Genomic DNA, 25,962 nt, shown 5'->3' with positions numbered 1-25,962 from the left:
CGCGAACACAGAGAGGAATCTGCGATGATGCATCCGATCTCCCGCCGCCGACTCATGCAAGGCGCCGGAGCCGGCGCCCTCGCCCTGCTCGTCGGCTCCGTCGACGCAGCGCCTGCGCGCGCGCTGACGTCCCTGCGCGCGATCTACCACCTGACCCCGCCGTCCGGCTGGCTCTGCGATCCCCAGCGTCCCGTCCACGTGGGCGGCGCCTATCACCTGTACTACCTGCATTCCGATGTGAACAATGGGCCAGGCGGATGGGACCACGCAACGACCGTGGATGCGGTGACGTTCACGCACCACGGGACGGTCATGCCGCTGCGGCAGAACGTCCCGGTCTGGTCCGGATCGCTCGTCGTGGACGCGGCGAACACCGCGGGCTTCGGGTCAGGGGCGATCGTCGCGCTCGCGACGCAGCCGACCGACGGCGTGCGCCGTTTCCAGGAGCAGTACCTGTACTGGTCGACGGACGGCGGGTACACGTTCACTCCCCTGCCGGACCCCGTGATCGTCAACCCGGATGGGCGCACGGCGAGCACGCCCGAGGAGATCGCGAACGCGGAATGGTTCCGCGACCCGAAGATCCACTGGGATGCTGCACGGGGCGAGTGGGTGTGCGTGATCGGCCGTGCGCGCTACGCGACCTTCTACACCTCGGCGAACCTGCGCGACTGGCGCCTGCGACGCAACTTCGACTACCCGGACCACGCGCTCGGCGGCATCGAGTGCCCCGACCTCTTCGAGATGACGGCCGACGACGGCTCTCGTCACTGGATCCTCGGCGCGAGCATGGACGCGTACGGCGTCGGACTCCCCATGACCTACGCGTACTGGATGGGCACGTGGGACGGCGAGCAGTTCCTTGCCGACGACCTCACTCCGCAGTGGCTCGACTGGGGCTGGGACTGGTACGGAGCGGTGACGTGGCCGAAGGCGGACGCGCCCGAGACCCGGCGCTATGCGACAGCCTGGATGAACAACTGGAAGTACGCCGCCCGCGATGTGCCGACAGACGCGACCGACGGATACAACGGGCAGAACGCGATCACGCGCGAACTGCGCCTCGTACGCCAGGCCGGCGGCTGGTACAGCCTCCTCAGCAGTCCCGTCGCGACGCTCGCGGAACGCGTGACCTCCGAGACGACCCTGCCTGATCGGATCGTCGACGGAAGTGTCGTGCTGCCCTGGAGCGGGCGCGCCTACGAGCTCGAAGTGGACATCTCGTGGGACTCGGCGACCAACGTCGGCGTCTCGGTCGGGCGCTCCGCAGACGGCGCGCGCCATACGAACATCGGCAAGTACGGCAGCGACCTCTACGTCGATCGCGGGCCGTCCGAGCTCGCGGGGTATGAGCTCGCGCCCTACACGCGGGCAGCTGCGCCGATCGATCCCGCCGCGCGCACGGTGCACCTTCGCATCTTCGTCGACACGCAGAGCGTGGAGGTGTTCGTGAACGCCGGACACACGGTCCTGTCACAGCAGGTCCACTTCACCGAGGGCGACACCGGCATCTCGCTCTACACCGACGGCGGGCCGGCGCGCTTCTCCGGTATCGTCATCCGCTCTTTCGAGGGGAGCTGAAGGCGTGTGCACTAGCGTTGCGCTATGGCCACGGCGGAACCGAAGCGCAGGGTCGGCATTCGTGATGTCGCCGCTGCCGCCGGCGTGTCGCCGACGACGGTCTCCCACGCCTTCAGCGGCGCACGCGCTCTCAACCCCGATACCCGCGCGCGGGTGATCGAGACGGCTGAGCGATTGGGCTATCTGCCGGATGTCCGCGCGCGATCGCTGCGCGGCTCGCGCACGTACACGCTCGGCTTCCTGAGCGACGTCATCGCATCCACGCCGCACGCCGGTCGCATTGTGAGCGGCGCCCAGGCGGCCGCTGCCGAGCACGACAGCGTCCTCGTCGTGCTCGATTCCGATGGGATGGCCGACCGCGAGCGACGTCAGATCCGCACGCTGCTGACGCATCGCGTCGACGGCTTCATCTACGCGCGGATGTTCCACCGTTCCGTCGTCGTCCCCGACGAGTTGCGCGACCAGAACGTCGTCCTCGCCGACGCGACGAGCGACGATCCGAGCCTCTCGTCGGTCGTGCCCGATGAGCACGGGATCGGACTCACCGCGACGCGGCACCTCATCGCGGCGGGGCACCGTCGGATCGCCCTCGCCACGATCGGCGGGGACGTGCCCGCTGCGCACGGGCGAGAGGACGGCTACCGCGCGGCCCTCGCGGAAGCGGGGCTCGCGGCCGACGAGCGGCTCGTCGTCCGCGCGAGCGGCGATCCGACCGGTGGTTACGAAGCGGGCGTCGCGCTGCTCGCGCGCACACCGCGCCCGACCGCCGTCTTCTGCTTCAACGACGAGATGGCGATGGGCGTGTACCAGGCGGCGGCAGCAGCGGGCATCTCGATCCCGCACGAGCTCTCCGTCGTCGGAGTCGATGACCTGCGGATCATCTCCGCAGGGCTCCGCCCGTCTCTGACGACCATCGCGCTGCCGCACGCCGAGATGGGCCACTGGGCGGCGTCGCGTCTGCTCGCGGCTGTCGAGGGCGACACCGAGCCGGTCCAGGCGCGCCTGGAATGCGCCCTCGTGGAGCGCGGCTCGGTCGCGCCTCCCGCGTGAGCGGGGTGCATCGCCCCGTCGGGTCACGACAGGGCGATGCACCGTGCAGCGATCGGAAGATGCGCACGTCACTTCTCGAGTGACCGCCCGGAGGCTAACACCGATGCAAACCGATTTGCAACCCATGTTCTCGCGGAAACCGTATGCTGCCGCTGCCCGGTAACCCGGGCAGTTGACACACCCTCAGTGCAGTCATAGCGTCTGCCCCGGAAGATCACACGTCACGTTCGAGCGGCCGTCCCATCCATCTGACGAAAGCGAAGATCGTGAGCACACAACGAACCCGGCGCCGCCTTCTGGGCGTCGCCCTGGCGCTGAGCGCACTCAGCGCGTCTGTCATCGCGGGGCCGGCGATCGCCGCCCCTGCGGCTACCGCGCTCGATGCGGTGCCTGGTTTCCCGGCTCCCTCCGAGCACACGCAGGAGGCATACGACCCGCTGTCGGACTTCACCGCGAAGTGGACGCGTGCGGATGCCATGCAGATCCAGGCGATGTCCGACCCGAACGCCGCTCCCCGGGAGAACTCCCTCCCCGAGGAGTACACGATGCCGACGATCCCGCAGGATTTCCCCGACATGAGCAACGAGCAGGTCTGGGTGTGGGACACCTGGCCGCTCACCGACGAGAAGGCGAACCAGTACCGCGTGAACGGCTGGGAGATCATCTTCTCCCTCGTCGCCGACCGCAGCCTCGGCTTCGACGAGCGCCACCACTACGCCAAGATCGGCTACTTCTACCGCCCGGCTGGCACCGCTCCGGGCAACGAGGGCGGCGAGTACGCCGAGAACGGCGGCTGGACCTACGGCGGCCTCGTGTTCGACGAGGGCGTGACCGGCACGATCTTCGAGGACCAGTCCTACAGCCACCAGACCCAGTGGTCCGGTTCCGCCCGGGTGTACCCGAACGGCGAGATCAAGCTCTTCTTCACCGACGTGGCGTTCTACCGCGACGAGAACGGGCAGGACATCAAGCCCTACGACCCGCGCATCGCCCTCTCGGTCGGGCACGTGCACGCCAACAAGAACGGCGTCAAGCTCACGGGCTTCAACAAGGTCCACGACCTGCTCCAGGCCGACGGCGAGTACTACCAGACCGCCGAGCAGAACCCGTTCTTCAACTTCCGCGACCCGTTCACGTTCGAGGACCCCGCCCACCCCGGCGAGACCTTCATGGTCTTCGAGGGCAACACCGCCATGCCCCGTGACGAGGCCTACTGCACCGAGGAGGACCTCGGCTACCGCGAAGGCGACCCCTACGCCGAGACCGTCGAAGAGGTCAACGCCTCGGGCGCGACCTACCAGATCGGCAACGTCGGACTGGCCCGCGCGACGAACAAGGACCTCACCGAGTGGGAGTTCCTCCCGCCCATCCTCTCCGCGAACTGCGTCACGGACCAGACCGAGCGCCCGCAGATCTACATGCAGGACGGCAAGTACTACCTCTTCACGATCAGCCACCGCCACACGTATGCCGCAGGCCTCGACGGCCCCGAGGGCGTGTACGGCTTCGTCGGCAACGGCATCCGCAGCGACTACCAGCCCCTCAACCGCGGTTCGGGACTCGCGCTGGCCAGCCCGTCGAACCTGAACTACGCGGTGGGACACCCCTTCGACCCGGACTACAACCAGCACCCCGGCCAGTTCCAGGCCTACTCGCACTACGTCATGCCCAACGGCCTCGTGCAGTCGTTCATCGACACGATCGGAACGAAGGACAACTTCCGCCGCGGCGGAACCCTCGGCCCCACCGTCCGCATCGAGATCGACGGCGACACCGCAACAGTCGACCGCACGTACGGCGACAACGGCCTCGGCGGCTACGCCGACATCCCATCCAACCTCGAGCTCAAGCCCCAGCCCCAGAACAGCCGCTGACGCGGTGCGGCTGAGTGTGGCGTCCCTCGTCAGCGCGCGCTCGCGAGAGGCGCCACACTCACGTCCTCGACGATGACGTCACCGCCGACGGACTCGACGGCGATCGCTCGCGCCGCGGGATCGAGGAAGACCAGCCCAGTGAGCGACGCGATCCCGCCCTCCGCGAAGGCTTCGATGGAGATCGCGTCGACGACGACGTCGAACTCGACCCGCCCGTCGGCGAGCGGCGCCCGCGCGGTGCGCACAGCCCCGTACTGCTCGGGCATCGCGTCCGCAGCGAGGTCCGCGTCGCGGGCGAGGAAGACGGCACCCTGGGCGAAGTCCGCGCCGACCGTCGCGAACGCGCTCTCGTCGCCGACCCGCACGCGGACCTCGTCCGCAGGATCGCGAGGGTCCTGGGCGATCGTCATCCGCAGCCGGAACGCGCCCTCCGCCGGCTGCGGGATCCCGTCGACCGCGGTCTCGCCCTCGACGATCCGGATGCCGGATGCCGAGACTGGCGCGCCCTCGAGGGCGCCGATCGCGTCGATGGGCTCCGACGTGAGAGCAAGGCGCCGGTCCTGTTCGCGAAGGCGGAGCTCGCGCACGATCGAGAGCGCTCCGCCCTGCCACCCCGCGGTCGGCAGCGATCCGGCGTAGGCCCAGTTGTTCATCCATCCGAGCGCATACCGCCGCATGCTCGCGGCGCCGTCGCGCGGATCGCTCCACGTCACGCCCGCGTAGAAGTCGGCGCCGCCGTCCAGCCAGAGCGGGTCATCCTCGGATGGCACGAACGCCTCGCCGTCGAATGAGCCCGTCCAGTACGCGTACCCGGTCGTGCGCCCGTGCCCCTCGCCGTTGGCGCTCACACCGAGCACCCAGTGTCGCGAGCCGTCCTCGGCCGTCATCTCGAAGAGGTCCGGACACTCGAGCACGCCGAGGTCGTCGCGCTCCAACCCCGAGCGATAGGTCCACTCCTTCAGGTCAGGCGAGGTGTAGAAGCCGATCTTGTCGCCTTCAGCGAGGAGCATCAGCCAGCGCCCGCGCTGCTCGTCCCAGATCACCTTGGGATCCCGCCAGGCGTCGACCCCCGGGTTGTCCATCACCGGATTGCCGTCGTACGACGCGAAGCTCTCCCCGCCGTCGGTCGAGAAGAAGAGCGACTGCCGCTGGACGCCGTCGTCCTGCTGCGTGACGAGCGCAACGAGCGCGCCCGCCCCGAAGCCCGCTGTGCCGCGCTTGTCGACGACGACGCTGCCGGTCCAGATGTCGCCGAGGCCGTTCCGGTACTTCTCTATCGCGACGCCCTCGTCGCGCCAGTGCACCAAGTCGGTCGAGCTCACGTGGTACCAGGCCGTGCCGTTTCCGTGCGGGTGGTCGGCGTTGTAGAGGTAGTAGAGGTGCCAGCGACCGTCGACGAAGACGGGCCGCTGAGGGTCGTTCATCCAGTGCGCCGACGGGGTGAGGTGGATGCTCGGACGACCCTCGGCCGTCGCGGCGGGCGACCCAGACGACCCGGGCGCGGATCGGCCATCGTCGCGGGGCCAGGCCCACACGAGAGCGACGACGACAGCCAGGACGATGGAGAACGCGGCCAGCACGGCGAGGCGCGTGCGAGCGCGGCGGGAGGTCATGAGGACTCCTTGGGGTGCACCGCCTCCCCGCCGGTGGGCGACGGAGACGGTGCACCATCGCGGACAACAGGGGTGGAAGTTCAGCACGCCACATCCGAGTGACGCCTCCACCGTATGGCGTTGCAAACCGTTTTGCAATCAGTGGATTCCCAGGAAACCGCCTTCCGCCGCGCGATGACGCGGCGGAGTCGGCAGCCGATCTCCGCGTGATGACCCGATGCGTTTGACACGGCTCTCAGCGCGCGCATAGCTTGCCCACCGGAAGATCACACCCTGCGTTCGAGCGACTTTCCTGTCTCCCCACGAAAGCGAAGAACGTGACCATCACACGCACTCGACGGCGCCTGCTCGGCGCCGCTGTCGCGATCGGCGCCCTCGGCGCCTCCCTCCTGGCCACCCCGGCCATCGCCGCCTCGGATGCGGTGCCTGGTTTCCCGGCTCCCACCGAGCACACGCAGGAGGCATACGACCCGCTGTCGGACTTCACCGCGAAGTGGACGCGTGCGGATGCCATGCAGATCCAGGCGATGTCCGACCCGAACGCCGCTCCCCGGGAGAACTCCCTCCCCGAGGAGTACACGATGCCGACGATCCCGCAGGATTTCCCCGACATGAGCAACGAGCAGGTCTGGGTGTGGGACACCTGGCCGCTCACCGACGAGAAGGCGAACCAGTACCGCGTGAACGGCTGGGAGATCATCTTCTCCCTCGTCGCCGACCGCAGCCTCGGCTTCGACGAGCGCCACCACTACGCCAAGATCGGCTACTTCTACCGCCCGGCTGGCACCGCTCCGGGCAACGAGGGCGGCGAGTACGCCGAGAACGGCGGCTGGACCTACGGCGGCCTCGTGTTCGACGAGGGCGTGACCGGCACGATCTTCGAGGACCAGTCCTACAGCCACCAGACCCAGTGGTCCGGTTCCGCCCGGGTGTACCCGAACGGCGAGATCAAGCTCTTCTTCACCGACGTGGCGTTCTACCGCGACGAGAACGGGCAGGACATCAAGCCCTACGACCCGCGCATCGCCCTCTCGGTCGGGCACGTGCACGCCAACAAGAACGGCGTCAAGCTCACGGGCTTCAACAAGGTCCACGACCTGCTCCAGGCCGACGGCGAGTACTACCAGACCGCCGAGCAGAACCCGTTCTTCAACTTCCGCGACCCGTTCACGTTCGAGGACCCCGCCCACCCCGGCGAGACCTTCATGGTCTTCGAGGGCAACACCGCCATGCCCCGTGACGAGGCCTACTGCACCGAGGAGGACCTCGGCTACCGCGAAGGCGACCCCTACGCCGAGACCGTCGAAGAGGTCAACGCCTCGGGCGCGACCTACCAGATCGGCAACGTCGGACTGGCCCGCGCGACGAACAAGGACCTCACCGAGTGGGAGTTCCTCCCGCCCATCCTCTCCGCGAACTGCGTCACGGACCAGACCGAGCGCCCGCAGATCTACATGCAGGACGGCAAGTACTACCTCTTCACGATCAGCCACCGCCACACGTATGCCGCAGGCCTCGACGGCCCCGAGGGCGTGTACGGCTTCGTCGGCAACGGCATCCGCAGCGACTACCAGCCCCTCAACCGCGGTTCGGGACTCGCGCTGGCCAGCCCGTCGAACCTGAACTACGCGGTGGGACACCCCTTCGACCCGGACTACAACCAGCACCCCGGCCAGTTCCAGGCCTACTCGCACTACGTCATGCCCAACGGCCTCGTGCAGTCGTTCATCGACACGATCGGAACGAAGGACAACTTCCGCCGCGGCGGAACCCTCGGCCCCACCGTCCGCATCGAGATCGACGGCGACACCGCAACAGTCGACCGCACGTACGGCGACAACGGCCTCGGCGGCTACGCCGACATCCCATCCAACCTCGAGCTCAAGCCCCAGCCCCAGAACAGCCGCTGAGCCGCAGCACACGAGGGCCCTCCGCGCGCACGTGGAGGGCCCTCCTCGTCTCGCTAGGCGACTTCGCCGCGTCGAGGCGGGTCCGCGCCCGGGCGTGAGACCGTGACGGCTGCAGCCCGCGCGGCCCAGTCGAGGATCGACGCGAGCTGCGCCGAGTCCGCCGCGCGCAGCGCATCGCGCGCGGTGCCGTCTACCCACCCTGCGGAGATGAGGCCGTCGATCAGAGCGCCCATGAACGTGTCCCCCGCACCGACCGTGTCGACGACCGAGACGCGGCGCCCTGGCACCTCCAGCTCCCCGCAGTCGGCGACAGCGAACGCACCCTTCGCCCCCTCCGTCACGATGACGACGGCCGGCCCGGAAGCCTGCCAGGCGCGTGCAGCGTCGCGAGGGTCGAATCCGGGATAGAGCCAGTGCAGATCCTCGTCACTCGCCTTGACGACGTCCGCCTGGGCGACGAGGGACTCGACCCTCCGCCGGGTTTCGGCCCCATCCGACACGAGGGCGGGGCGGATGTTCGGGTCGTACGTGACGAGCGCTCCAGGTCGCCCCGCTTCCACGATGTGCAGGACCTCGTCCGCTCCCGGCTCGAGCAGGCCGGCGATCGAGCCGACGTGGATGACGTCCGCATCTTCGGCCGTCGCCCCGGAGAGCGACCAGGCGATGTCGAAGACGTACGTGGCCGCTCCCGTCCTATCGAGCTCGGCCGTCGCGGTCGCGGTCCGCGGGATCTCAGCGTGCGCGACCTCGACGCCCGATTCGGCGAGCCAGTCGCGCAGCACCCGGCCGTGGCCATCCGCCCCGAGCGCCGTCAGGAGGCGCGGCGAACGTCCGAGGCGCCCGAGCGTGATCGCCACATTGGCGGGACTGCCACCGGGGATCTCCTCGATGCGCCCGTCGGCGCGGCGAACGATGTCGATGAGCGCCTCGCCGACGACGAGGATACGCGGCGCCGTCACGTGCGCCATCCGTCGACCGACGCCGGCTCGAGGAAGCGCAGCGCGCTGCCGCCGCCCGTGACGTGGTCGGCCAGCTCGGCGTTGAACGCGCTGCCGGCGTCGCCCCCGAGGTGCGCGTCGAAGGCCGCGCGATCGCGGTACACCTCGAAGACGAAGAACTGCTCGGGCGCCTCGGCCCTCCGGTACACGTCGAACACGACGTTCCCGGACTCTGCGCGCACGACGCCCGCGTACGCGGTGATCAGCTGCGCGACATGGTCCTCGGAGCCGGGTCGGGCGGTGAACTCGGCATGCAGGACGACCGGTTCGCTCATTCGGTGGCCGCTCCCGTCATGATCGCAACCGCGTCGGTCATGGAGTGCGACTGCGGCGTGATCGTCGCGGCCCGCTTGCCGAGACGCTGGATGTGGATGCGGTCGGCCACCTGGAAGACGTGCGGCATGTTGTGCGAGATGAGGATGACCGGCACGCCGTTGTCGCGCAGTCGCGTGATGAGCTCGAGCACCATATTCGACTCGCGGACCCCGAGCGCGGCCGTCGGCTCGTCCAGGATGACGACCTTCGAGCCGAAGGCCGCGGCGCGCGCGACGGCCACAGCCTGACGCTGGCCCCCGGACAGGTTCTCGACGGCGACGGTGACGTCCTGGAGCGTGGAGATGCCCAGGCGCTGCACTTCATCGCGGGCATCCTTGCGCATCCCCGCGGTGTCGAGCATGCGGAAGACCGAGCCCAGCACACCGGGCTTGCGCCGCTCGCGCCCCAAGAACAGGTTCGAGGCGACGTCCAGCGCGGGCGACACGGCGAGGTTCTGGTACACGGTTTCGATGCCCGCCGCGCGCGCATCCTGCGGCCGTTTGAAGTGCACGGGGGAGCCGTCGAGGAGGAGCTCGCCCTCGTCGGGGATGTAGGCGCCCGTGAGGCACTTGATGAGCGTGGACTTGCCGGCGCCGTTGTCGCCGATGACAGCGAGCACCTCGCCCGCGTGGAGCTGGAGGCTCACGCCGTCCAGGCCGACCACGCGGCCGAAGGTCTTCACGAGCCGGCGTGCTTCCAGCACCGGGGCGCGCCCCGAGGTCACGGCCGCCGCGGCGGCGCTCTCTGAAGGGATCACTTGCGCACCTTCCTGATCCACTGGTCAACGGAGACGGCGACGATGACGAGGATGCCGATCGCGAGCGTCTGGTAGAGCCCGTCCACACCGGCGAGGAAGAGGCCGTTGCGGAAGACGCCGACGATGATCGCGCCGAGCAGCGAGCCCCAGATGACGCCGCGCCCGCCGAACAGCGACGTGCCGCCGATCACGACCGCCGTGATGGAGTCGAGGTTGAGATCCGCGCCGGCGTTGGGGCTGGCAGCGCCCGACCGCCCGATCTGGATCCAGGCGGCGATCGCGAGCACGGCTCCCGCCGCGACGTAGACGCTCATCAGCACGCGGCTCGTGGAGATGCCCGCGAGGCGCGCCGCCTCGGCGTCGTCGCCCACGGCGTAGACGTGACGCCCCCAGGCGGTTCGGCCGAGGATGAACGCGACGCCCGCGTACAGCGCGAGCATGATGATCGCCCCGACGGTCAGCCGGACGTCTCCGACCGGAATGGCCGTAGCAGTCCAGGTCATGAGGTCGGGCATGTCGGTGCGCCTCACGGTCTGCCCGCCGCTGTACAGCAGGCTCAGCGCGAGGAACGCGTTGAACGTCCCGAGCGTGGCGATGAACGGCGGCAGCTTCAGCCGCGTCACGAGCAGTCCGTTGATCGCACCGGCAACGAGAGCCACGACGAGGCCCACGACGAGCGCGAGAGGCGCCGGAAGCCCCGCGTCGGCGGCGGTCTGCGCGGCGACCATGGACGCGAGGATCATCGCCGCGCCGACCGAGAGGTCGATGCCGGCGGTGAGGATGATCAGCGTCTGCGCGACGGCGACGGTGCCGACGACCGAGACCTGGTCGAGCACGAGGGACAGGTTCGCGGGAGCGAAGAATCGCGGGTTGATGCTGCCGAAGACGATGACCGCGAGGACGAGCACCACCGCGGGACTGATCACGGGGTACCGGTGCAGCAGGCCGCGAAGGCGGTCGACGGGCGTCCGACGATCGAGGAACTCGGCTGCGAGGTCGAGGGCGCTGGTCGGCGGTGAGATGTTCTGAGTCACGGGATCTCCAGGGATAGGGATGGCGTGGACGAGGAGAGGGGGCGGGGAGGACGCGCCGCCCCGCCACCTCCGCCTATTCGGCGCCCCAGCAGAGGTCCGCGCCCTCGGCGGTGTCGATCGAGTCGACGCCGTCCACGGGCGTGTCGGTCACGAGCGCGACGCCTGTGTTGTAGAAGTCCAGGCCCTCGCTGACCTCGGGGGTCTCGCCCGTCTCTGCGAGCTGCGCGATCGCCTCGACGCCGAGCTCCGCCATCTTGACGGGGTACTGCTGGCTCGTGGCGTCGATGATGCCGTCCGCGACCTGGCCGACGCCGGCGCATCCGCCGTCCACCGAGACGATGATGACGTCCTCGGGGCTCTTTCCCGCTGCCTCGAGCGCCTGATATGCGCCGTAGGCCGCGGGCTCGTTGATCGTGTAGACGACGTTGATGTCGGGGTTCTTCGCGAGGAGGTTCTCCATCGCCGCGCGTCCGCCGTCCTCGGCGCCCTGCGACGCCTCGTTGCCGACGATCGTGTATGAGCCGCCCGAGTACTCGCCGCTCGCGGCCTCGTCGCCGTTGACGGCCGGATCGCCGAGATCGACGCCGAGCCCGTCGAGGAAGCCCTGGTCGCGGCTGTAGTCCACCGTGACGACCTTGTCGTCGAAGAGATCGATCATGCCGATCACGGCGTCCTCCCCGCCGAGCGCGCCGGCCGTCCACTGGCCGATCAGCTGTCCCGCGAGGAAGTTGTCCGTGGCGAAAGTGATGTCGACCGCGTCGGCCGGCTCGGGCACGGTGTCGAGGGCGATGACGTAGAGCCCGGCGTCGCGCGCCTTCTGGATCGCGTCGAGGACGGAGGGACCGTTCGGGGTGATGAGGATGCCCTGGTCGCCCTTCGAGATCGCGGCCTCGATGGCCTGGATCTGGGTGTCCTCGTCGCCGTCCTCCTTGCCGGCGGCGACCGTGAGGCTCACGCCGTGTTCTTCTGCCGCAGCGCGGGCGCCCTCCTCCATCGCGATGAAGAACGGGTTCGAGTTCGTCTTCACGATGAGCGAGACGCCGATCGCGTCTGGGTCGCCACTCGACGCGGAACCGGCACAGCCGGAGAGCGCGAGCGCGGCGGTCGTCGCGAGGCCGGCCGCGATGAGGGAGCGGGACCGGATGCTGTGCTTCGTCATTGAGACCTCCAGGTGATGACAACGATGTCAGTGACGTTTGTATCCGAGGGCTCGGATAGAGTCAAGGGGACAAACCGTCGCCGAGATGAGAATGTGACATCGATGTCAGATTTGGCAGAAGACCACGCCCGCAGACCCCGGGCGACCATGAAGCACGTGGCGGCGCTCGCGGGTGTCGGGATCAAGACCGTCTCGCGCGTGGTCAACGGCGAGCCGAACGTCGCTGCGGCGACGGCGGCGAAGGTCTGGGACGCGGTGCGCACGCTGGACTACCACGTGGACCTCCAGGCCGGCAGCCTGCGCAGGGCCGACGGACGCACGCGGACGATCGGGCTCCTGGTCGGAAGCGTCGACAACCCGTTCGCGGGCGCCGTGCACCGCGCGGTCGAGGACGCGGCCTCTCCCCGGGGCGTGGCCGTGCTCGCCGCGAGCATGGACGACGACCCGCACCGCGAGGACCTTGCGGTGCGGACCTTCCTGCAGCGCCGAGTGGACGGACTCATCCTCACGACGGCCCAGGCGCGCCCCGCCTACCTCGAGACGCTCCGCGCGCGGGGCATCCCGGCTGTGTTCGTCGACCGCGACCCTCTCGCCGAGGTCGACCAGGTCGCGAGCGACAACCGCGACGGGGCAGCCGCAGCCACGGCCCACCTGATCCGGCACGGGCACCGCCGCATCGCCCTTCTCGCCGATCGGCTTGACATCGAGACCGCACGGATGCGCCAAGCGGGATTCTTCGACGCGCTCGGGGCGGCGGGGATCCCGACCGCCCTCGCGCCGACCGTCACCGAGCTGCACACCCCCGAGCAGGCGCGCGCGGCGCTCGCCGAGCTCCTCGCCCTCGAGACGCCGCCCACCGCCGTGTTCAGCAGCCAGAACCTTGTCACCGTCGGCGCACTCCACGCCCTGCGCGAGGCTGGTCTCCAGCACCGGGTCGCGCTCGTCGGGTTCGATGACCTGCCCCTCGCGGACCTCCTCGATCCGGGCATCACCGTCGCAGCGCAGGACCCGCAGGAGATCGGTCGCCGCGCTGTCGAGCTGCTCTTCGCGCGGCTCGAAGGCGAGGACGCCTCCGCTCGCCGGATCGTCGTGCAGACGAGCCTCATCCCACGCGGGAGTGGCGAGATCGCCGCTCCCGCATGAGCGCGGGCCCCGGGGACGACCCCGGGGCCCCCGACTCACCGCGCGACGCCGACGCGGACTGCGCCGCCGTCGACGACGCCAACCGAGTTCTCGAGCTCGACGCGGTACTCGTGCGCGCCCGGCGAGGCACCGCTGACCAGGAACTCGACGACGCGATCGCTCGCGACGGTGCGGTGGACGCGGCCGATGACGCGTCCGTCCTCAAGCAGCCGGACGACCGTCGTGGGCTGCCCCTTGCCGACCTTCACCTTGATCGAGAAGTCGCCGTCGGCATCCGGTCCACGCCTCGGGCCGGTGAGGGCGCTCACCTCGGCGGCCGGGGGCGCCGCGGTCGCGTCGTCCGCGCCGGCCTCCTTCCACATCGCCCCGTGCATCGGCGTGATCGTGAGGGACTCGACCATCGCGCCGTCTCCCTCAGCCCAGAGCGCCAGGCGGTCCGCGCCCTCGTTCGGGAACACCTGGTCGGTGATCGAGATCTCGCCGTCTGCTGTGAGGACCTCGACGCTCGCGCGGTCGACGTAGGCCGTGATCGCGACCCGGCCGTCTTCCAACGCGACGGGGGCGTCGTCGAGGGACGGGAACGCGGGGTGGAACGCCACGTCGCCCGAGTCGCGCCGGTCGATGAAGAGGCGCCCGTCCGCGTAGCCGATCCGAGTCGCGCTCTCGTCGTCTCCGAGGACGCTGAGTCCGACGGCGTCGGCACCGCCGGGCGCGAGCACGGCGTCGATCCTCAGCACGTCGCCCTCGACGGGGAGCGTCGCCGCGCCGTCGGCGATCGGCCCGGCCGGTGCGTTCCACGCGCGGTCCGACTGCTCGAGCTGCGCGAACTCGGGTACGACGTGCTGGACGAGACGCGGCCCCTCGGGAGTGGACGCGAGCTCGACCTCGCGAGGCAGCGCCATAGCGCTGCGCCATGAGCCGGTCGGGATGTCGTTCGCGTAGTCCCAGTTGTTCATCCACCCCAGGAGCACGCGACGCCCGTCCGGCGCGCCGTTGAACGACACGGTCGCGTACGCGTCACGCCCCCAGTCGAGCCAGTCGTAGGACTCGATGCGGGGGGCAGCCGCCTCCGGTCCGAACATGATCTGGTCGACGAGGATGTGCCCCCAGCCGAACCGGTTGTTGTCGACGATGCGGATGGTCGCCTCGCGCCCGAGGTACTCCTCGACGTCCCAGCTCACCCAGTCGAGGGTCTCGCTGTTCGCTCCGGTCGCGGTCCGCACCACCTCGCCGTCGACGACGAGACTCACGCTTGTCTCCTCGGAGCGCGGCTGCGCGGGCTCCGCACCCAGCACGAGGTGATCGACCGTGAGGTGTCCCCACCCGCCTGTCGCGTCGTCATGCACCTGGAAGCGCGCTTCGCTCCCGGCGAACTCCGACACATCCCAGGACTGCCAGTTGAGCTGGCCGGCCTCCGGCCCGGTCGCGGTGCGGACGACCTGCCCGTCCACGATCAGGCGCACCTCGAGGGTCCCGTTCGCACGCTTGCCACCGCCGATGAGGAACGACAGGTGGTCCTCGCCGGGCTCGATCGCGAAGGCGGGCGAGGTGAGGTCGCCGAGGTTCTCGTCGCCCTTCGGCCCACCCTCCCACGTATTCAGACGCTTGGCTCCCAGATAGTAGTCCCCACCTGTGGTCGACGGGTTGCGCGACGGATCCGTCGCGAAGTCGCCCGTGAGCTCCCATCCGGCGTCGGCGAGGTCCGTGCCGTCGGGCAGCTCGAAGCCATCGAAGAGAAGGCGACCCTCGGGCGGTTCGTTGCCGAGCTGGGTGCCGTCCACACGCGGATGGCGCCCGCCTCCCACGAGGAGGTTGACGTGCGACTCCGACACCGTGAACGGCGGCGACTCCATCGAGCCGACCGGCCCGTCGCCGCCGACGAAGCCGTTGACCAGACCACTGCCGACGAAGCCGGTCACGGGGTTCTGGCCGTCCAGCGTGCCGGGCGCGGGAGCCGCGCCCCACGGACCGGTGCCCCCTTGCTCGTTCATGACCGTCCAGCCGTCGTAGCCCCCGCCGTCGAAGCCCGCGAACAGCTCCCCTTGCGGCAGAGTATCGCCCGCGACGGTGCTCTCGGAGGTGAAGGTCGTGCCATCGAACTCGCCGACGAAATACTGGCCACCCGACCCGCCGGCTGGTGCGCCCGGGTTGAGGTTCACGACGAGAACCCACTTGGTGTTCGCGGGATCGCCGTCGACCGGAAGCGGGAAGAGGTCAGGGCACTCCCAGATGCCGCCGACCGCGTTCGCCGGGCCGAAGTCGCTGAGATGCGTCCACGTGCGGAGGTCATCGCTGCGGTACAGCACGACCTTGTGATCGAGCGCCTCCACGGCGACCATCACCCAGTACGTCTCACCCGATTCGGGATCGGTGTACGGGATGACCTTCGGGTCGCGGAAGTTCTGCGAGCCGCGGTCGAGCACGGGATTCCCCTCGTACTTCGTCCACGTCCGGCCGTGGTCGAGGCTGTACGCGAGCGACTGCGCCTGGATGCCGGGATGGGTCGGGTGGTGCGGGGTGTACGCGCTCGTGTAGATCGCCACGAGCGGAGGGTTCTCGTTCGTCCCGAAGCCGCTCGTATTCGCCTCGTCGTAGACCACGGAGCCCGAGAAGATCTGCTCGATCTCGGTGCCGCTCTCGTCGAAGCCGCGGGGGATCGCGAGCGGCTGCTCCTCCCAGTGCACGAGATCCGTGCTCGTCGCGTGCCCCCAGCTCATGTTGCCCCAGCGCGTCCCATGAGGGTTGTGCTGGAAGAACAGGTGCCACGTGCCGTTCTCGAAGACGAGTCCGTTCGGGTCGTTCATCCAGTTGCGCTCGGGCGTGAAGTGGAGGTACGGCCGGTGCTGCTCGGTCTCGGGCGGTGGTGGCTCGTCCGCGCCCCACGCAGGCGATGCCGCGAGGGAGCATCCGAGAGCGGTGGCGGCCGCGATCGCGGCCAGGCGCAGGAGTCGTCTCTTCGTCATGGGATCGTGTTCGCCCTTCGTCGCGCGGGGGTTGACATCGTTGTCAACGCCTGGAGCGAGACGCTACGCATTGTCCGCCGGACATTGCAAGGGATTACCCGCGCGCGTCGGCGAAGGCTGGGATGGACGCATGCATCGCATCGCCTCGCTCACCGGCACGGTCCTGAAGGCGCTCTTCTCGGGACTCGTGCGCCTGCGCCATCCGCGCCCCGTGCATCCGCATGGCGTCGCGCTCACGGGCGAGATGCGATGGCTCGGCCGGAGCGGCTCGGGGATCGCCTGGGTCGACGAGCCTCCGGACGGCCCGCAGCGCGTGTCGGCCCGAGCATCGCGTTCGATCGGCGTGCCAGCGCCCCTGCCCGACGTGATCGGCCTTGCGCTCCGCGTGGACGATGAACGCGGCCCCGTGCACCTCGCGCTGGCGTCGACGGGGCGTGGGCCCGTCTCCCGCTGGCTTCTCACGGCGCACCGGTCGCCCTCGGCGGCATGGCTGAGCACCTTCCTCCCCTACACGGGCTCCCGGGGCTCTCTGCTGCTCGCCGCGCGGCCGCTCGCGCCGAGCGATCTGCCGAGCGAGCCATCCGCTCTGGCCGCCGCCCTGCGCGAGACACCCTGGCGCCTGCGCCTGCACGTCGCCACCCCGACCGGACGCTGGCATCCCTTCGCCGAGCTCACCCTCCGGCACGAGACTGGCGCGCTCGACACGTCAGAGCGCATCGACGTGGGCGCGCATGTTCCGCCGGGCGCGACGGTGGCGTCGTGGATCCACGCGATCCGCGACCCGTCGTACCGCGAGGTCCAGGCGCGGACGTCCGGGGAGCCGAGCGGTCGGCCTCAGCCGGACGGGTGAACCGCCCTCCTCAGAGCTCCTCGTCGAGGCCCAGCTCGTGCGCGACCTCGACGGCCCGCCGCCGCGCGTCCCCCTCGAGCGCGCGGAGCGGTCGCGGCAGCGGGTCATCCGCCGTGAGACCGAGATGACCCGCGAGCGCGGCGACGACGCGCAGGCTCCCGTGCGCGCGGAAGAGCTGCCACAGCGGCTCGAGGCGCTCGGAGGCCGCCGCCGCGGCGGCGCGATCGCCGCGGCCGGCCGGCTCGGCGATCGCCATCGCCGCCTGCGGGAAGAGGCCGCCCACCACTGAGTACCAGACGGCGCAGCCGGCGGCGAGGCCCGCGGCGGCGAGCGGGTCGACCGAGATGCCGACGCTCACGCTCTCCGGGATGCGCCCCTGCAGAGCACGCACGCGCTCCCGGGCGGCGAGCGGCTCGGCGGGCACGCCGGGGATCTTGATCGAGGCGATGTGCGGCAGCGCCGCCACGCGCTCGAGGAGGTCGTCGGTGAAGGCGAAACCGGTCGTCGTCGGGTTGTCGTAGACGACCACAGGCACCGACACCTCGGTCGTCACCGCCTCGAAGAGAGCGAAGACCTCGTCGTGGGTCAGAGGCTGGTAGCTCAGCGCGGGCAGGAGCAGACCCGCCGCTCCGGCCTCCTGCGCGTCGGCGGCGAGCGCGCGCACCTCGCTCGCCCGCAGCGCGCCGATCCCGACGAGCACGGGCTTCTCGCCCGCGCTCTCGACCGCGATCCGCGCCGCCTCCGCACGCTCGGAGCGCGACAGGTACGGGGAGCAGCCCGTCGAGCCGAGCGCGGTGATCGTGTCGACCTCGCTGCGCGCCAGGCGCTCCACGAGACCCGCGTACGCGTCGCGATCCAGCGCGTCGTCGCGCAGCGGCGTGAGCGGGAACGCGCTCACACCCGTGAACACCTCAGAGGTCATAGGTGCACCATAGTGCACTGGCGGGGCGGGTGCCAGCGTCAGCGAGCGCCCGCGGCCCGGGCCAGACGTGCGGCCGCGCGGAGACCGTCGCGCCACGGCTCGCCGTGGCCGGGCAGCATCAGCGGCGCCTCGACCTGCGCGAGCGCGTCGAGCGACGCGAGCGCGGCCCTGCTGTCGGCCGTCGCGGCGTTCGCGACGAGGCGCGGCCCGGTCTCGGCGGTGTACGGGTCGAGCGTGACGATCGCGTCGCCCGAGAAGAGGATCCCGATCTCGTCGAAGAGAAGCGCGCAGTGCCCGTCGGTGTGCCCCGGCGTCCACAGCGGCACGGGCGATCCCGGCACATCGAGCGGATGGCCGTTCGCGAGCGACGCGCGCGCGGTCACGCCGCGCACGCCGAGCGCTCCGTGCAGGACCATGTCGCCGAGCACGGGGAGCGCCTTCGGATACCGGGCGAGGTACGGCGGCCGGGCGCGCTCGGGGCGGTAGAGGTACGGATGGCGCGCGAGTCGTCGATCCCGCGCGTGGACGTGCACGGGGGTCTCGTGCGCGCGCTGCAGCCGCCGGGCGATCCCGACGTGATCGAAATGGCCGTGCGTGAGAACCACGGCGTCGATGTCGGCCGGTGTCGCGCGGAGGTGGCCGAGCACTTCCCGGAGCGCGCCCCACGTGCCGGGCAGGCCCGCGTCGACGAGGGTCATGCCGTCGGGGCGCACGACGAGATAGCAGTTCACGTGCGCGACATCGAGCCGGTGGACCCCCTCGGCCACCACGCTCCAGGATCTCGATCGATCGCGCATGAGAGCACCCTGCGTCGGCACCGCCGCGTCCGCCAGGGGCTTGCCGCGCGCCGACCGGCGGTGTTAGGGATGGCACCGACGGGAGGAACCGATGGCAGCACGCGAGCGGCCATGAGAGGCCGCATCGACTCGGACACCGTGGTCGTGGTGCTCGGCGCCTCGAGCGGCATCGGGCGCGCGGCTGCGCACGCCTTCGCGCGGCGCGGAGCGCGTCTGGTGCTCTGCGCGCGCACGCCGGCGAGCCTCGATGCCGCCGCAGACGAGTGCCGCAGCCTCGGCGCGGCCGACGTCCTGACGTTCCCCCTCGACATCGTCGACGAAGACGGGGTCGCCGACATGCTCGCGTCGGTCGAGCGCCGCCTCGGACGCGTGGACGTCTGGGTCGCCGCGAGCTCCCTCTACAGTCTCGGCACGGTCGAGAGCACGCCGAGCGAGGTGACGCGGCGCATCCTCGAGGTGAACCTCATCGCGCAGATGGAGGCCGCGCGTGCGGCCATCCCTCTCCTTCGGAGGGCGCACGGCACGATGATCCTCCTCGGCTCGGTCTTCTCCGAGGTGCCCGCCCCGTTCGTCGGCGCGTACGCGGCCAGCAAGCACGGCATCGCCGGCTTCGCGAAGGTCCTGCGCCTGGAGCTGCGCGGCGAGATCGACGTGTGCCTGCTCCTCCCCGCGACGATCGACACCCCGATCCACCAGCACGCCGCGAACGCGACCGGCCGCGCGATCCGCCCCCTCCCTCCGCTCGTGCCCGCGGAGCGTGTGGCGAGCGCGATCGTCGAGCTCGCCATCCGCCCGCGCCGCCGTCGCGTCGTCGGCTGGACGCAGGGAGCGGCCGTCTACCTGCGCCCTCTGTGCCCGGGGCTCGTCGACGCGTTCATGTCGGCGTACATGCGCCGTGTCGGCGTGGGCAGGATGGCCGCCTCTCCCTCCGAGGGGAATCTGTTCCACGTCGACCCCGGCTCGAACGCCGTGAGGGGCGGATGGCGTCCGTCGCGCGCGCGTGAGGAGAAGCGCGCCGCTCGTCAACCCCATTAATCCCACGGAGGAGCGGAGCATAGCCTCGGGTCCACGAAGAGAGCACTCCATCATGCGACCAGCCGAGGCACACATGCGCACAGCACTGACCGGAGAGATCGACGTCGACGCGCCTCCCGGGGAGGTGTACGCACGCTGGAGGGACGTCGAGGGGTTCCCCGAATTCGTCGAGCTCGTGGAATCGGTCCGCCGGGTGGACGACATCCGCTCGTTCTGGACGGTGCGGCTCGGGCGGACGCCGCAGACGTTCTACGCCGACATCGTCGACGATGTGCCCGAACGGCGCATCTGCTGGCAGAGCACCGACGGCGCGCTCCACTGCGGACGCGTCGATTTCGAGCCGCTCGACGGCGGCACCCATGTCGCGCTCGAGACGACCTGGGATGCCCCCGATCCGTTCGCCGCGATCGGCCTCCCGCTCGACCTCGACCACGACCTCGCGCAGCGCGACCTCGAGCGCTTCAAGCACCTCGTCGAGGAGCGCAGTCGCACCGCCCGGTGACGTCGCTCACGCCGGGGCGTCATCCGGCGGGTACCAGACGCGCTCGCCGTCGACGCGCGCGAACGACGTGAGCGTGTGCGGCCGGGACGCGGTCGGGCTCATGATGTCGACGACCTCGATCCCGCGCACGAGCAGCGCGTCGCCCACGAGCGAGCGGTGGCAGCGCCACGGAACCGCCTCGGCGCACATGATCGCGGTCCGCTGCCGCTCCGCGAGGCGGATGAGCTCCTCCACGCCGCGCGCGAACGCCTCGGTCTGCATGTAGTCCGCGTACGCGCGGAAGCTGCGGTTGCGCCAGGCTCCGTTGATCGACTCCTCGCCGACCCGCGTGTAGCGACGCCCCCCGAGGTCGTCGAGACGCCGGTAGGCGATACCCGCGTCCTCGAGCGCGCGCGGCAGCTCGTCGCGCCCGAACTGCGGGTTCCGACGCGATCCGACCACCGAGCGGATGTCTCCCACGAGCTCGATCCCGCTCGCGGCGAGCATCGCGAGGAACTCCTCGATCGGCCGGTTGGAGTGCCCGACCGTGAACACGGTCGTCGTCAGCGGAAGCATCCTCTGCAGTATGTCGCGGTTCAGGTCGTGACGGGCACGTACATCACGACGTGGAGGTCGGAGGCGTCGGACGGCACGAGCCGATGGTGCTCGAACGCGAGCAGACCCGCCTCGCGATGCCGGAACATCCGCCGCCGCGACGCGAAGCGCAGGATCTCGAGCTCCGCCCACTGAGCGCGGAAGTCGTCGCTCGCAGTACGCAGCCGCTCGACGATGGCTCGGTGCCGCGGGGTGGCGAGGCGCACACCGGCCTCGGCGCGGAACTCCGCGAGGAACCGCCGGCTGTCGCGCTCCCAGTCCGGCAGCATCTCGCGCAGCTCGGGGTCGGTGTAGACGAGCCACAGCAGGTTGCGGTCGACTTCGTCGAGGGTCGCGATCCGCGGGTAAAGCCAGGCGTACCGGGCGTTCCATCCGGCGATCGCCCAGTCGGTCGCGACGATGAACGCGGGGAAGTCGAGGGCGTCGACGAGCCGCTGAAGATGGTCGGGCACCGCCTCGCGCTCGGGCGCGGGCTCGGCTGACTCCTGCTCGGCGAGCGCGAAGACGTACTCCGTCTCGACCGAGGTCAGCCCGAGCACGCGCGCGACGGCGGCGAGCACCTGGCGGGAGACGTTGATGTCGCGCCCCTGCTCGAGCCACGTGTACCAGGATCCACTCACGCCGGCGAGCGTCGCGACCTCCTCGCGGGTGAGACCGGCGTCGCCGCGGCGGGCGGTCAGCGGAAGCCCGAGTGCGGAGCGGCTCGTCGTGCGACGGCGCGCGAGAAGGAACTCGCCGAGCTGCTCGCGACGAGGAGTGCGCGGCCGGATCACGCTTTTGATGGTACTGCGAGTACCCGTACTCGCCGCATCTCCCGCTTCCTCGTGCGACGTGCGGAGATGGGAGCATGCCCGCACTCCGCTCTCGCACCATCACGCACGGCCGCAACATGGCCGGCGCCCGCGCACTGCTGCGCGCCGCCGGCGTCCCCGGCGCCGACATCGGCCGGAAGCCGATCATCGCGGTCGCCAACTCGTTCACCGAGTTCGTGCCCGGCCACACGCACCTCGCGCCCGTGGGCCGCATCGTCTCCGACGCGATCACCGCCGCGGGCGGGGTGCCGCGCGAGTTCAACACGATCGCGGTCGACGACGGCATCGCCATGGGCCACGGCGGCATGCTCTACTCGCTGCCATCTCGCGACCTCATCGCCGACTCGGTCGAGTACATGGTGAACGCGCACTGCGCCGACGCCCTCGTGTGCATCTCGAACTGCGACAAGATCACGCCCGGGATGCTGCTGGCCGCTCTGCGCCTCAACATCCCGACCGTCTTCGTCTCGGGCGGGCCCATGGAGGCCGGCCGCGCGACGCTCGTCGACGGCACCGTGCGCACCCTCGATCTCGTCGACGCGATCTCGGAGGCCGTGAACGAGAACGTCTCGGACGCCGACATCCAGCGCATCGAGGAGTCGGCCTGCCCCACCTGCGGATCGTGCTCGGGAATGTTCACGGCGAACTCGATGAACTGCCTCACGGAGGCGATCGGCCTCTCGCTCCCGGGCAACGGGTCGGTGCTCGCGACCCACACCGCGCGCCGCGCGCTCTACGAGAAGGCCGGCTCGCTCGTCGTCGACATCACGCGCCGCTACTACGACGAGGACGACGCCTCGGTCCTCCCGCGCAGCATCGCGACGCCTGCCGCATTCGGCAACGCGATGGCGCTCGACATCGCGATGGGCGGGTCGACGAACACGATCCTGCACCTGCTCGCTGCCGCGCACGAGGCCGGCGTCGCGTTCGGGCTCGATGAGATCGACGAGGTCTCGCGCCGCGTGCCGTGTCTCGCGAAGGTCGCGCCGAACGTCGCGAACGGCCGGACCTACTACATGGAGGATGTGCACCGCGCGGGCGGCATCCCCGCGCTCCTCGGCGAGCTGCGGCGCGGCGGGCTCCTCGACGAGAACGTGCACACGGTGCACGCGCAGACGCTGGGCGCCTGGCTCGACGAGTGGGATATCCGCGGCGGCTCCGCGAGCGACGAGGCCGTCGAGCTGTGGCACGCGGCGCCCGGCGGGCGCCGCTCGGCGACGGCCTTCTCGCAGTCCGAGCGCTGGGCGGCGCTCGACCTCGACGCCGAGGGCGGGTGCATCCGCGACGTCGCGCACGCGTACTCGAAGGACGGCGGCCTCGCGGTCCTGCGCGGCAACATCGCCGTCGACGGCGCGGTCGTGAAGACCGCCGGCGTCGATCCGTCGATCTGGACGTTCTCGGGCCCCGCGGTCGTGTGCGAGTCGCAGGACGAGGCGGTGCAGAAGATCCTCGCGAAGGAGGTCGCGGAGGGCGACGTCGTCGTGATCCGCTACGAGGGCCCCAAGGGGGGCCCTGGCATGCAGGAGATGCTGTACCCGACGTCGTTCCTCAAGGGCCGCGGCCTCGGCAAGAGCTGCGCGCTCATCACCGACGGCCGCTTCTCGGGCGGCACGTCAGGTCTCTCGATCGGACACGTCTCCCCCGAGGCCGCGGCGGGCGGACTCATCGCGCTCGTGGAGGACGGCGACATCATCTCGATCGACATCCCCACGCGCGCGATCTCGCTCGACGTCGCCCCCGAGGAGCTCGAGCGCCGTCGCGCTGCGCTCGAGGCAGGCGGGGGCTACCGGCCGAAGAACCGCGTCCGCGAGGTCTCGCCCGCACTGCGCGCCTACGCGGCCTTCGCGCAGTCGGCCGACAAGGGCGCCGTCCGGATCGTCCCCGAGATCTGATCGGGGGCATCCGGATGCGAGAGGATGGTCGGGTGCTGCGCCCCGCTCAGACCGACGACGCCCCGGCCATCCTCGCGCTGCGCGATGCGCTCGCGCGCTGGCATCTCTCGCGCGGCATCCGCCAGTGGACGCCCGGGCAGGTGCCGCTCGCCGAGATCCAGGCGCAGATCGCGGATGGCCAGTGGCACGTCCTCGATGATCGCGACGAGATCGAGGCGACCGTGCGCGTGCTCGACGACGACCCGCTCTTCTGGCCCGACGCCGAAGGAGACGACGCCGGATACATCCACGGCCTCATGGTCGCGCGGTCGCGCGCGGGCGAGGGCCTCGGCGGGCGCGTCCTCGCGTTCGCCGAGGGGATGATCCGCTCGCGCGGGTGGGCCGCGGCGCGCCTCGACTGCGTCGCGTCGAACGCGGATCTCCGCAGCTACTACGAGGGCCGCGGGTACGTCTTCCAGGGCATCCGCGAGTTCCCGCCGGAGATCGGCCGCGTGCCGGCCGCGCTCTTCGAGAAGCCGCTCGACTGAGGATCGTGGGCGGAGTTTCCCGCTCCCCCGCTCGGTGAGCCGGGGCGTCCGCCCACGATCGGCCGTCAGGAGGGGATCGCCACCGTGAGCTGGCGCATGCGCTCGCGCTGCGACGCCGCCTCGGCATGCTCGACATGGAAGCAGTCGGCGTGCGCCGCACGGAGCGCCGCCATCACCTCGCGCGAGACGTCGAGGCGATCCACGGGCTGCGCGCCCTGGGGGAACGCCCGCACATCGTCGAAGTCGTTGTCGTCGAGCAGCAGCAGGAAGTAGGGCGGGATGCCCTCGGGCGTCGCGAGCGGAACCAGGGCGTACCCCGTGGCGCCCGTGTCGGCGAGGACGGTCGCGAAGCGCTGGGAGACGATCGGCGCGACGGGCGTGCTCGACCAGAGGATGTCGCCGAGACGTCCGCCGCGCTCGAACGCGAGTCGCAGCGGCGGGAGCGACGCGATGTCGCCCGCCGCGAGGACCTCGTCGATCGCGCGCCCGTCTGGCAGCTCCCACCAGCGCTCGTCGTCCCATCCGTCCCAGGCGATGAGAGCCCAGGCGTCGTCATCCGCGCAGCAGCCCTCGATGACCTCGCGGCCCGCGTAGCCGCGGCGGCCGCCGATCTGCTTGAGCACGGGTCACCGTCCCGTCGGACGGTGGTAGCCGTCGGTCAACGGCGGGAAATGCGGGATGGGCACGGGTCGCTGCGACGGGTGCCTCCCGTTCGCGGCGCCGGCACGGCGGAATCCGTCGCGTCTGTGGGGGTCTGCGTTCTGCAGGGGTTCGATCATGGTGCACGTCCTCGTCTGTCGTGTGGTCTTCGTCGATCACGCGATGTCGCACTCCCGGGTGCGAGGGCAACGCCGGCGGCGCGAGTGCGCCGCCGGCGTTGAGGAGGCCTCTTACTTGAAGGCGTCCTTGACGTTCTCTCCGGCCTTCTTGAGCTTCGCGCCGAACTGGTCGGCCTCGCCCTCGGCCTCGAGCTCTTCGTTGTCCGTGGCCTTGCCGGTGGCTTCCTTCGCCTTGCCCGCGATGTCCTGCCCGGCGTTCTCGATCTTGTCGTCGAGTCCCATGGGGCCTCCTCTCGTCGTGCCTTCGGTCGTGCAGACCATTCGACTACACGCGACGGGCAGGCAGAACGGGGTTGACAGAGCGAGGAGGAGAAGGCAGGGGTCCTGCGCGCCTCTCAGTGCTCGTATCTCTTTGCGAATGTGGAGTTATCCACAGGTTGGGATTGTTCGGTGGAATGTCCGATGGGGTGGGTAGTGTGGGGGTATGTCGAGGACGATGCCGCGGGAGGATGCGGGGGTGGGTTGGGAGCCCACTCCGGCGGAGGTCGCGGTGACGCGTTCGGCGGTGGAGCGGGCGCGTCGGGCGCGGGCTTTGCGGGCGGAGGCGGATGCGCTGGAGATTCAGGCGCTGGCTGAGGCGGGGGAGGTCGCGCGGGCGCAGCTGGCGAGGTCGGGGGCGGTCTCGTCGCGGTATGACTTCCCGTTCCGGGCGATGGCGGGGGAGTTCGCGGCGGCTCTGGGGGAGTCGAAGGGACGGATGCAGACCCGCCTGGGGGACGCGATGGTGCTGGTGGGGTCGTTCCCGGAGACGTTCGCGGCGCTGGAGGGTGCGCGGATCACGGGCCGGCACGCGGA

24 protein-coding genes are annotated in these 25,962 nt (G+C 70.5%); 11 read left to right on the top strand and 13 right to left on the bottom strand.

Going from position 1 to position 25,962, the window contains the following annotated elements; all coding sequences use genetic code 11:
• Window positions 1-24 precede the first annotated feature (24 nt).
• The 3 genes from ACWXWW_RS04605 to ACWXWW_RS04595 all read left to right on the top strand — a co-directional run bounded on the left by ACWXWW_RS04605 (window position 25) and on the right by ACWXWW_RS04595 (window position 4,505).
• Window positions 25-1,581 (top strand): glycoside hydrolase family 32 protein, encoded by a 1,557-nt coding sequence (locus ACWXWW_RS04605; protein ID WP_455969003.1) that lies wholly within the window; start codon window positions 25-27, stop codon window positions 1,579-1,581.
• A 24-nt stretch (window positions 1,582-1,605) separates the two neighbouring features.
• A complete protein-coding gene (locus ACWXWW_RS04600; protein WP_455969002.1) occupies window positions 1,606-2,631 on the top strand; it encodes a LacI family DNA-binding transcriptional regulator in 1,026 nt (341 codons plus the stop codon).
• 266 nt (window positions 2,632-2,897) lie between these two features.
• The gene (locus ACWXWW_RS04595) at window positions 2,898-4,505 is read left to right on the top strand and encodes a glycoside hydrolase family 68 protein (protein WP_455969001.1); all 1,608 of its coding nucleotides are present in this window, start codon (window positions 2,898-2,900) and stop codon (window positions 4,503-4,505) included.
• 29 nt (window positions 4,506-4,534) lie between these two features.
• Here the strand turns inward: ACWXWW_RS04595 and ACWXWW_RS04590 are convergent, their stop codons facing one another.
• Window positions 4,535-6,118 carry a GH32 C-terminal domain-containing protein gene (locus tag ACWXWW_RS04590; protein ID WP_455969000.1) on the bottom strand — a complete coding sequence of 528 codons (1,584 nt, stop codon included), beginning with the start codon at window positions 6,116-6,118 and terminating at the stop codon, window positions 4,535-4,537.
• 317 nt (window positions 6,119-6,435) lie between these two features.
• On the opposite strand from ACWXWW_RS04590, the gene ACWXWW_RS04585 reads away from it, so the two are divergent.
• The gene (locus ACWXWW_RS04585; protein ID WP_455968998.1) at window positions 6,436-8,028 is read left to right on the top strand and encodes a glycoside hydrolase family 68 protein; all 1,593 of its coding nucleotides are present in this window, start codon (window positions 6,436-6,438) and stop codon (window positions 8,026-8,028) included.
• A 53-nt stretch (window positions 8,029-8,081) separates the two neighbouring features.
• Here the strand turns inward: ACWXWW_RS04585 and ACWXWW_RS04580 are convergent, their stop codons facing one another.
• The 5 genes from ACWXWW_RS04580 to ACWXWW_RS04560 all read right to left on the bottom strand — a co-directional run bounded on the left by ACWXWW_RS04580 (window position 8,082) and on the right by ACWXWW_RS04560 (window position 12,291).
• Window positions 8,082-8,987 (bottom strand): carbohydrate kinase family protein, encoded by a 906-nt coding sequence (locus ACWXWW_RS04580; protein ID WP_455968996.1) that lies wholly within the window; start codon window positions 8,985-8,987, stop codon window positions 8,082-8,084.
• Entirely contained in the window at window positions 8,984-9,301 is a 318-nt protein-coding gene (locus ACWXWW_RS04575; protein ID WP_455968994.1) for a putative quinol monooxygenase, read from the bottom strand. Before ACWXWW_RS04575 ends, ACWXWW_RS04580 begins: the two co-directional genes overlap by 4 nt.
• Window positions 9,298-10,095, bottom strand: a complete 798-nt coding sequence (locus ACWXWW_RS04570) for an ATP-binding cassette domain-containing protein (protein WP_455969165.1) — start codon at window positions 10,093-10,095, stop codon at window positions 9,298-9,300. The genes ACWXWW_RS04575 and ACWXWW_RS04570 overlap by 4 nt, the downstream gene beginning before the upstream one ends.
• Window positions 10,095-11,132, bottom strand: a complete 1,038-nt coding sequence (locus ACWXWW_RS04565) for an ABC transporter permease (RefSeq protein WP_455968992.1) — start codon at window positions 11,130-11,132, stop codon at window positions 10,095-10,097. Before ACWXWW_RS04565 ends, ACWXWW_RS04570 begins: the two co-directional genes overlap by 1 nt.
• Before the next feature lie 73 nt (window positions 11,133-11,205).
• On the bottom strand, window positions 11,206-12,291 hold the full coding sequence (locus ACWXWW_RS04560; RefSeq protein ID WP_455968991.1) for a substrate-binding domain-containing protein: 1,086 nt from the start codon (window positions 12,289-12,291) through the stop codon (window positions 11,206-11,208).
• Window positions 12,292-12,438: 147 nt separating this feature from the next.
• Here ACWXWW_RS04560 and ACWXWW_RS04555 point away from each other — a divergent pair, with 147 nt between their 5' ends.
• Window positions 12,439-13,434 carry a LacI family DNA-binding transcriptional regulator gene (locus ACWXWW_RS04555; protein WP_455968990.1) on the top strand — a complete coding sequence of 332 codons (996 nt, stop codon included), beginning with the start codon at window positions 12,439-12,441 and terminating at the stop codon, window positions 13,432-13,434.
• A gap of 35 nt (window positions 13,435-13,469) precedes the next feature.
• Here the strand turns inward: ACWXWW_RS04555 and ACWXWW_RS04550 are convergent, their stop codons facing one another.
• Window positions 13,470-16,397, bottom strand: coding sequence for a GH32 C-terminal domain-containing protein (locus ACWXWW_RS04550; protein ID WP_455968989.1), 2,928 nt, complete (start codon window positions 16,395-16,397; stop codon window positions 13,470-13,472).
• A 130-nt stretch (window positions 16,398-16,527) separates the two neighbouring features.
• On the opposite strand from ACWXWW_RS04550, the gene ACWXWW_RS04545 reads away from it, so the two are divergent.
• Entirely contained in the window at window positions 16,528-17,247 is a 720-nt protein-coding gene (locus ACWXWW_RS04545; protein ID WP_455968987.1) for a hypothetical protein, read from the top strand.
• 10 nt (window positions 17,248-17,257) lie between these two features.
• On the opposite strand, the gene ACWXWW_RS04540 is transcribed toward ACWXWW_RS04545, so the two are convergent.
• A complete protein-coding gene (locus ACWXWW_RS04540) occupies window positions 17,258-18,169 on the bottom strand; it encodes a dihydrodipicolinate synthase family protein (protein ID WP_455968986.1) in 912 nt (303 codons plus the stop codon).
• 38 nt (window positions 18,170-18,207) lie between these two features.
• Window positions 18,208-18,936: an MBL fold metallo-hydrolase gene (locus tag ACWXWW_RS04535; protein WP_455968985.1), complete on the bottom strand. Its 729-nt coding sequence runs from the start codon at window positions 18,934-18,936 to the stop codon at window positions 18,208-18,210.
• Between the two features lie 141 nt (window positions 18,937-19,077).
• Here ACWXWW_RS04535 and ACWXWW_RS04530 point away from each other — a divergent pair, with 141 nt between their 5' ends.
• Both ACWXWW_RS04530 and ACWXWW_RS04525 read left to right on the top strand, forming a co-directional pair.
• Window positions 19,078-20,001, top strand: a complete 924-nt coding sequence (locus ACWXWW_RS04530; protein ID WP_455968983.1) for an SDR family NAD(P)-dependent oxidoreductase — start codon at window positions 19,078-19,080, stop codon at window positions 19,999-20,001.
• 73 nt (window positions 20,002-20,074) lie between these two features.
• On the top strand, window positions 20,075-20,503 hold the full coding sequence (locus ACWXWW_RS04525; protein ID WP_282980408.1) for an SRPBCC family protein: 429 nt from the start codon (window positions 20,075-20,077) through the stop codon (window positions 20,501-20,503).
• 6 nt (window positions 20,504-20,509) lie between these two features.
• Here ACWXWW_RS04525 and ACWXWW_RS04520 read toward each other — a convergent pair whose 3' ends face one another.
• Window positions 20,510-21,058, bottom strand: coding sequence for a DUF488 domain-containing protein (locus tag ACWXWW_RS04520; protein WP_455968981.1), 549 nt, complete (start codon window positions 21,056-21,058; stop codon window positions 20,510-20,512).
• A 20-nt stretch (window positions 21,059-21,078) separates the two neighbouring features.
• Window positions 21,079-21,870, bottom strand: coding sequence for a helix-turn-helix domain-containing protein (locus tag ACWXWW_RS04515; protein WP_455968980.1), 792 nt, complete (start codon window positions 21,868-21,870; stop codon window positions 21,079-21,081).
• A gap of 74 nt (window positions 21,871-21,944) precedes the next feature.
• Here ACWXWW_RS04515 and ilvD point away from each other — a divergent pair, with 74 nt between their 5' ends.
• Both ilvD and ACWXWW_RS04505 read left to right on the top strand, forming a co-directional pair.
• Window positions 21,945-23,801, top strand: coding sequence for a dihydroxy-acid dehydratase (ilvD, locus tag ACWXWW_RS04510; protein WP_455968979.1), 1,857 nt, complete (start codon window positions 21,945-21,947; stop codon window positions 23,799-23,801).
• Window positions 23,802-23,833: 32 nt separating this feature from the next.
• On the top strand, window positions 23,834-24,328 hold the full coding sequence (locus tag ACWXWW_RS04505; protein ID WP_455968977.1) for a GNAT family N-acetyltransferase: 495 nt from the start codon (window positions 23,834-23,836) through the stop codon (window positions 24,326-24,328).
• 65 nt (window positions 24,329-24,393) lie between these two features.
• Here ACWXWW_RS04505 and ACWXWW_RS04500 read toward each other — a convergent pair whose 3' ends face one another.
• Entirely contained in the window at window positions 24,394-24,951 is a 558-nt protein-coding gene (locus tag ACWXWW_RS04500; protein WP_271174637.1) for a hypothetical protein, read from the bottom strand.
• Between the two features lie 267 nt (window positions 24,952-25,218).
• Window positions 25,219-25,389, bottom strand: coding sequence for a CsbD family protein (locus ACWXWW_RS04495; RefSeq protein ID WP_271174638.1), 171 nt, complete (start codon window positions 25,387-25,389; stop codon window positions 25,219-25,221).
• Window positions 25,390-25,624: 235 nt separating this feature from the next.
• Between ACWXWW_RS04495 and ACWXWW_RS04490 the strand changes: the two genes are divergently transcribed.
• Window positions 25,625-25,962: hypothetical protein (locus tag ACWXWW_RS04490; RefSeq protein WP_455968975.1), on the top strand; the 338-nt coding region annotated here is incomplete at its 3' end.

The organism is Microbacterium sp. KNMS (assembly GCF_053851835.1).
Note: the sequence above shows the minus strand (reverse complement) of the source record. Positions and strands in the feature narration are given on the sequence as shown.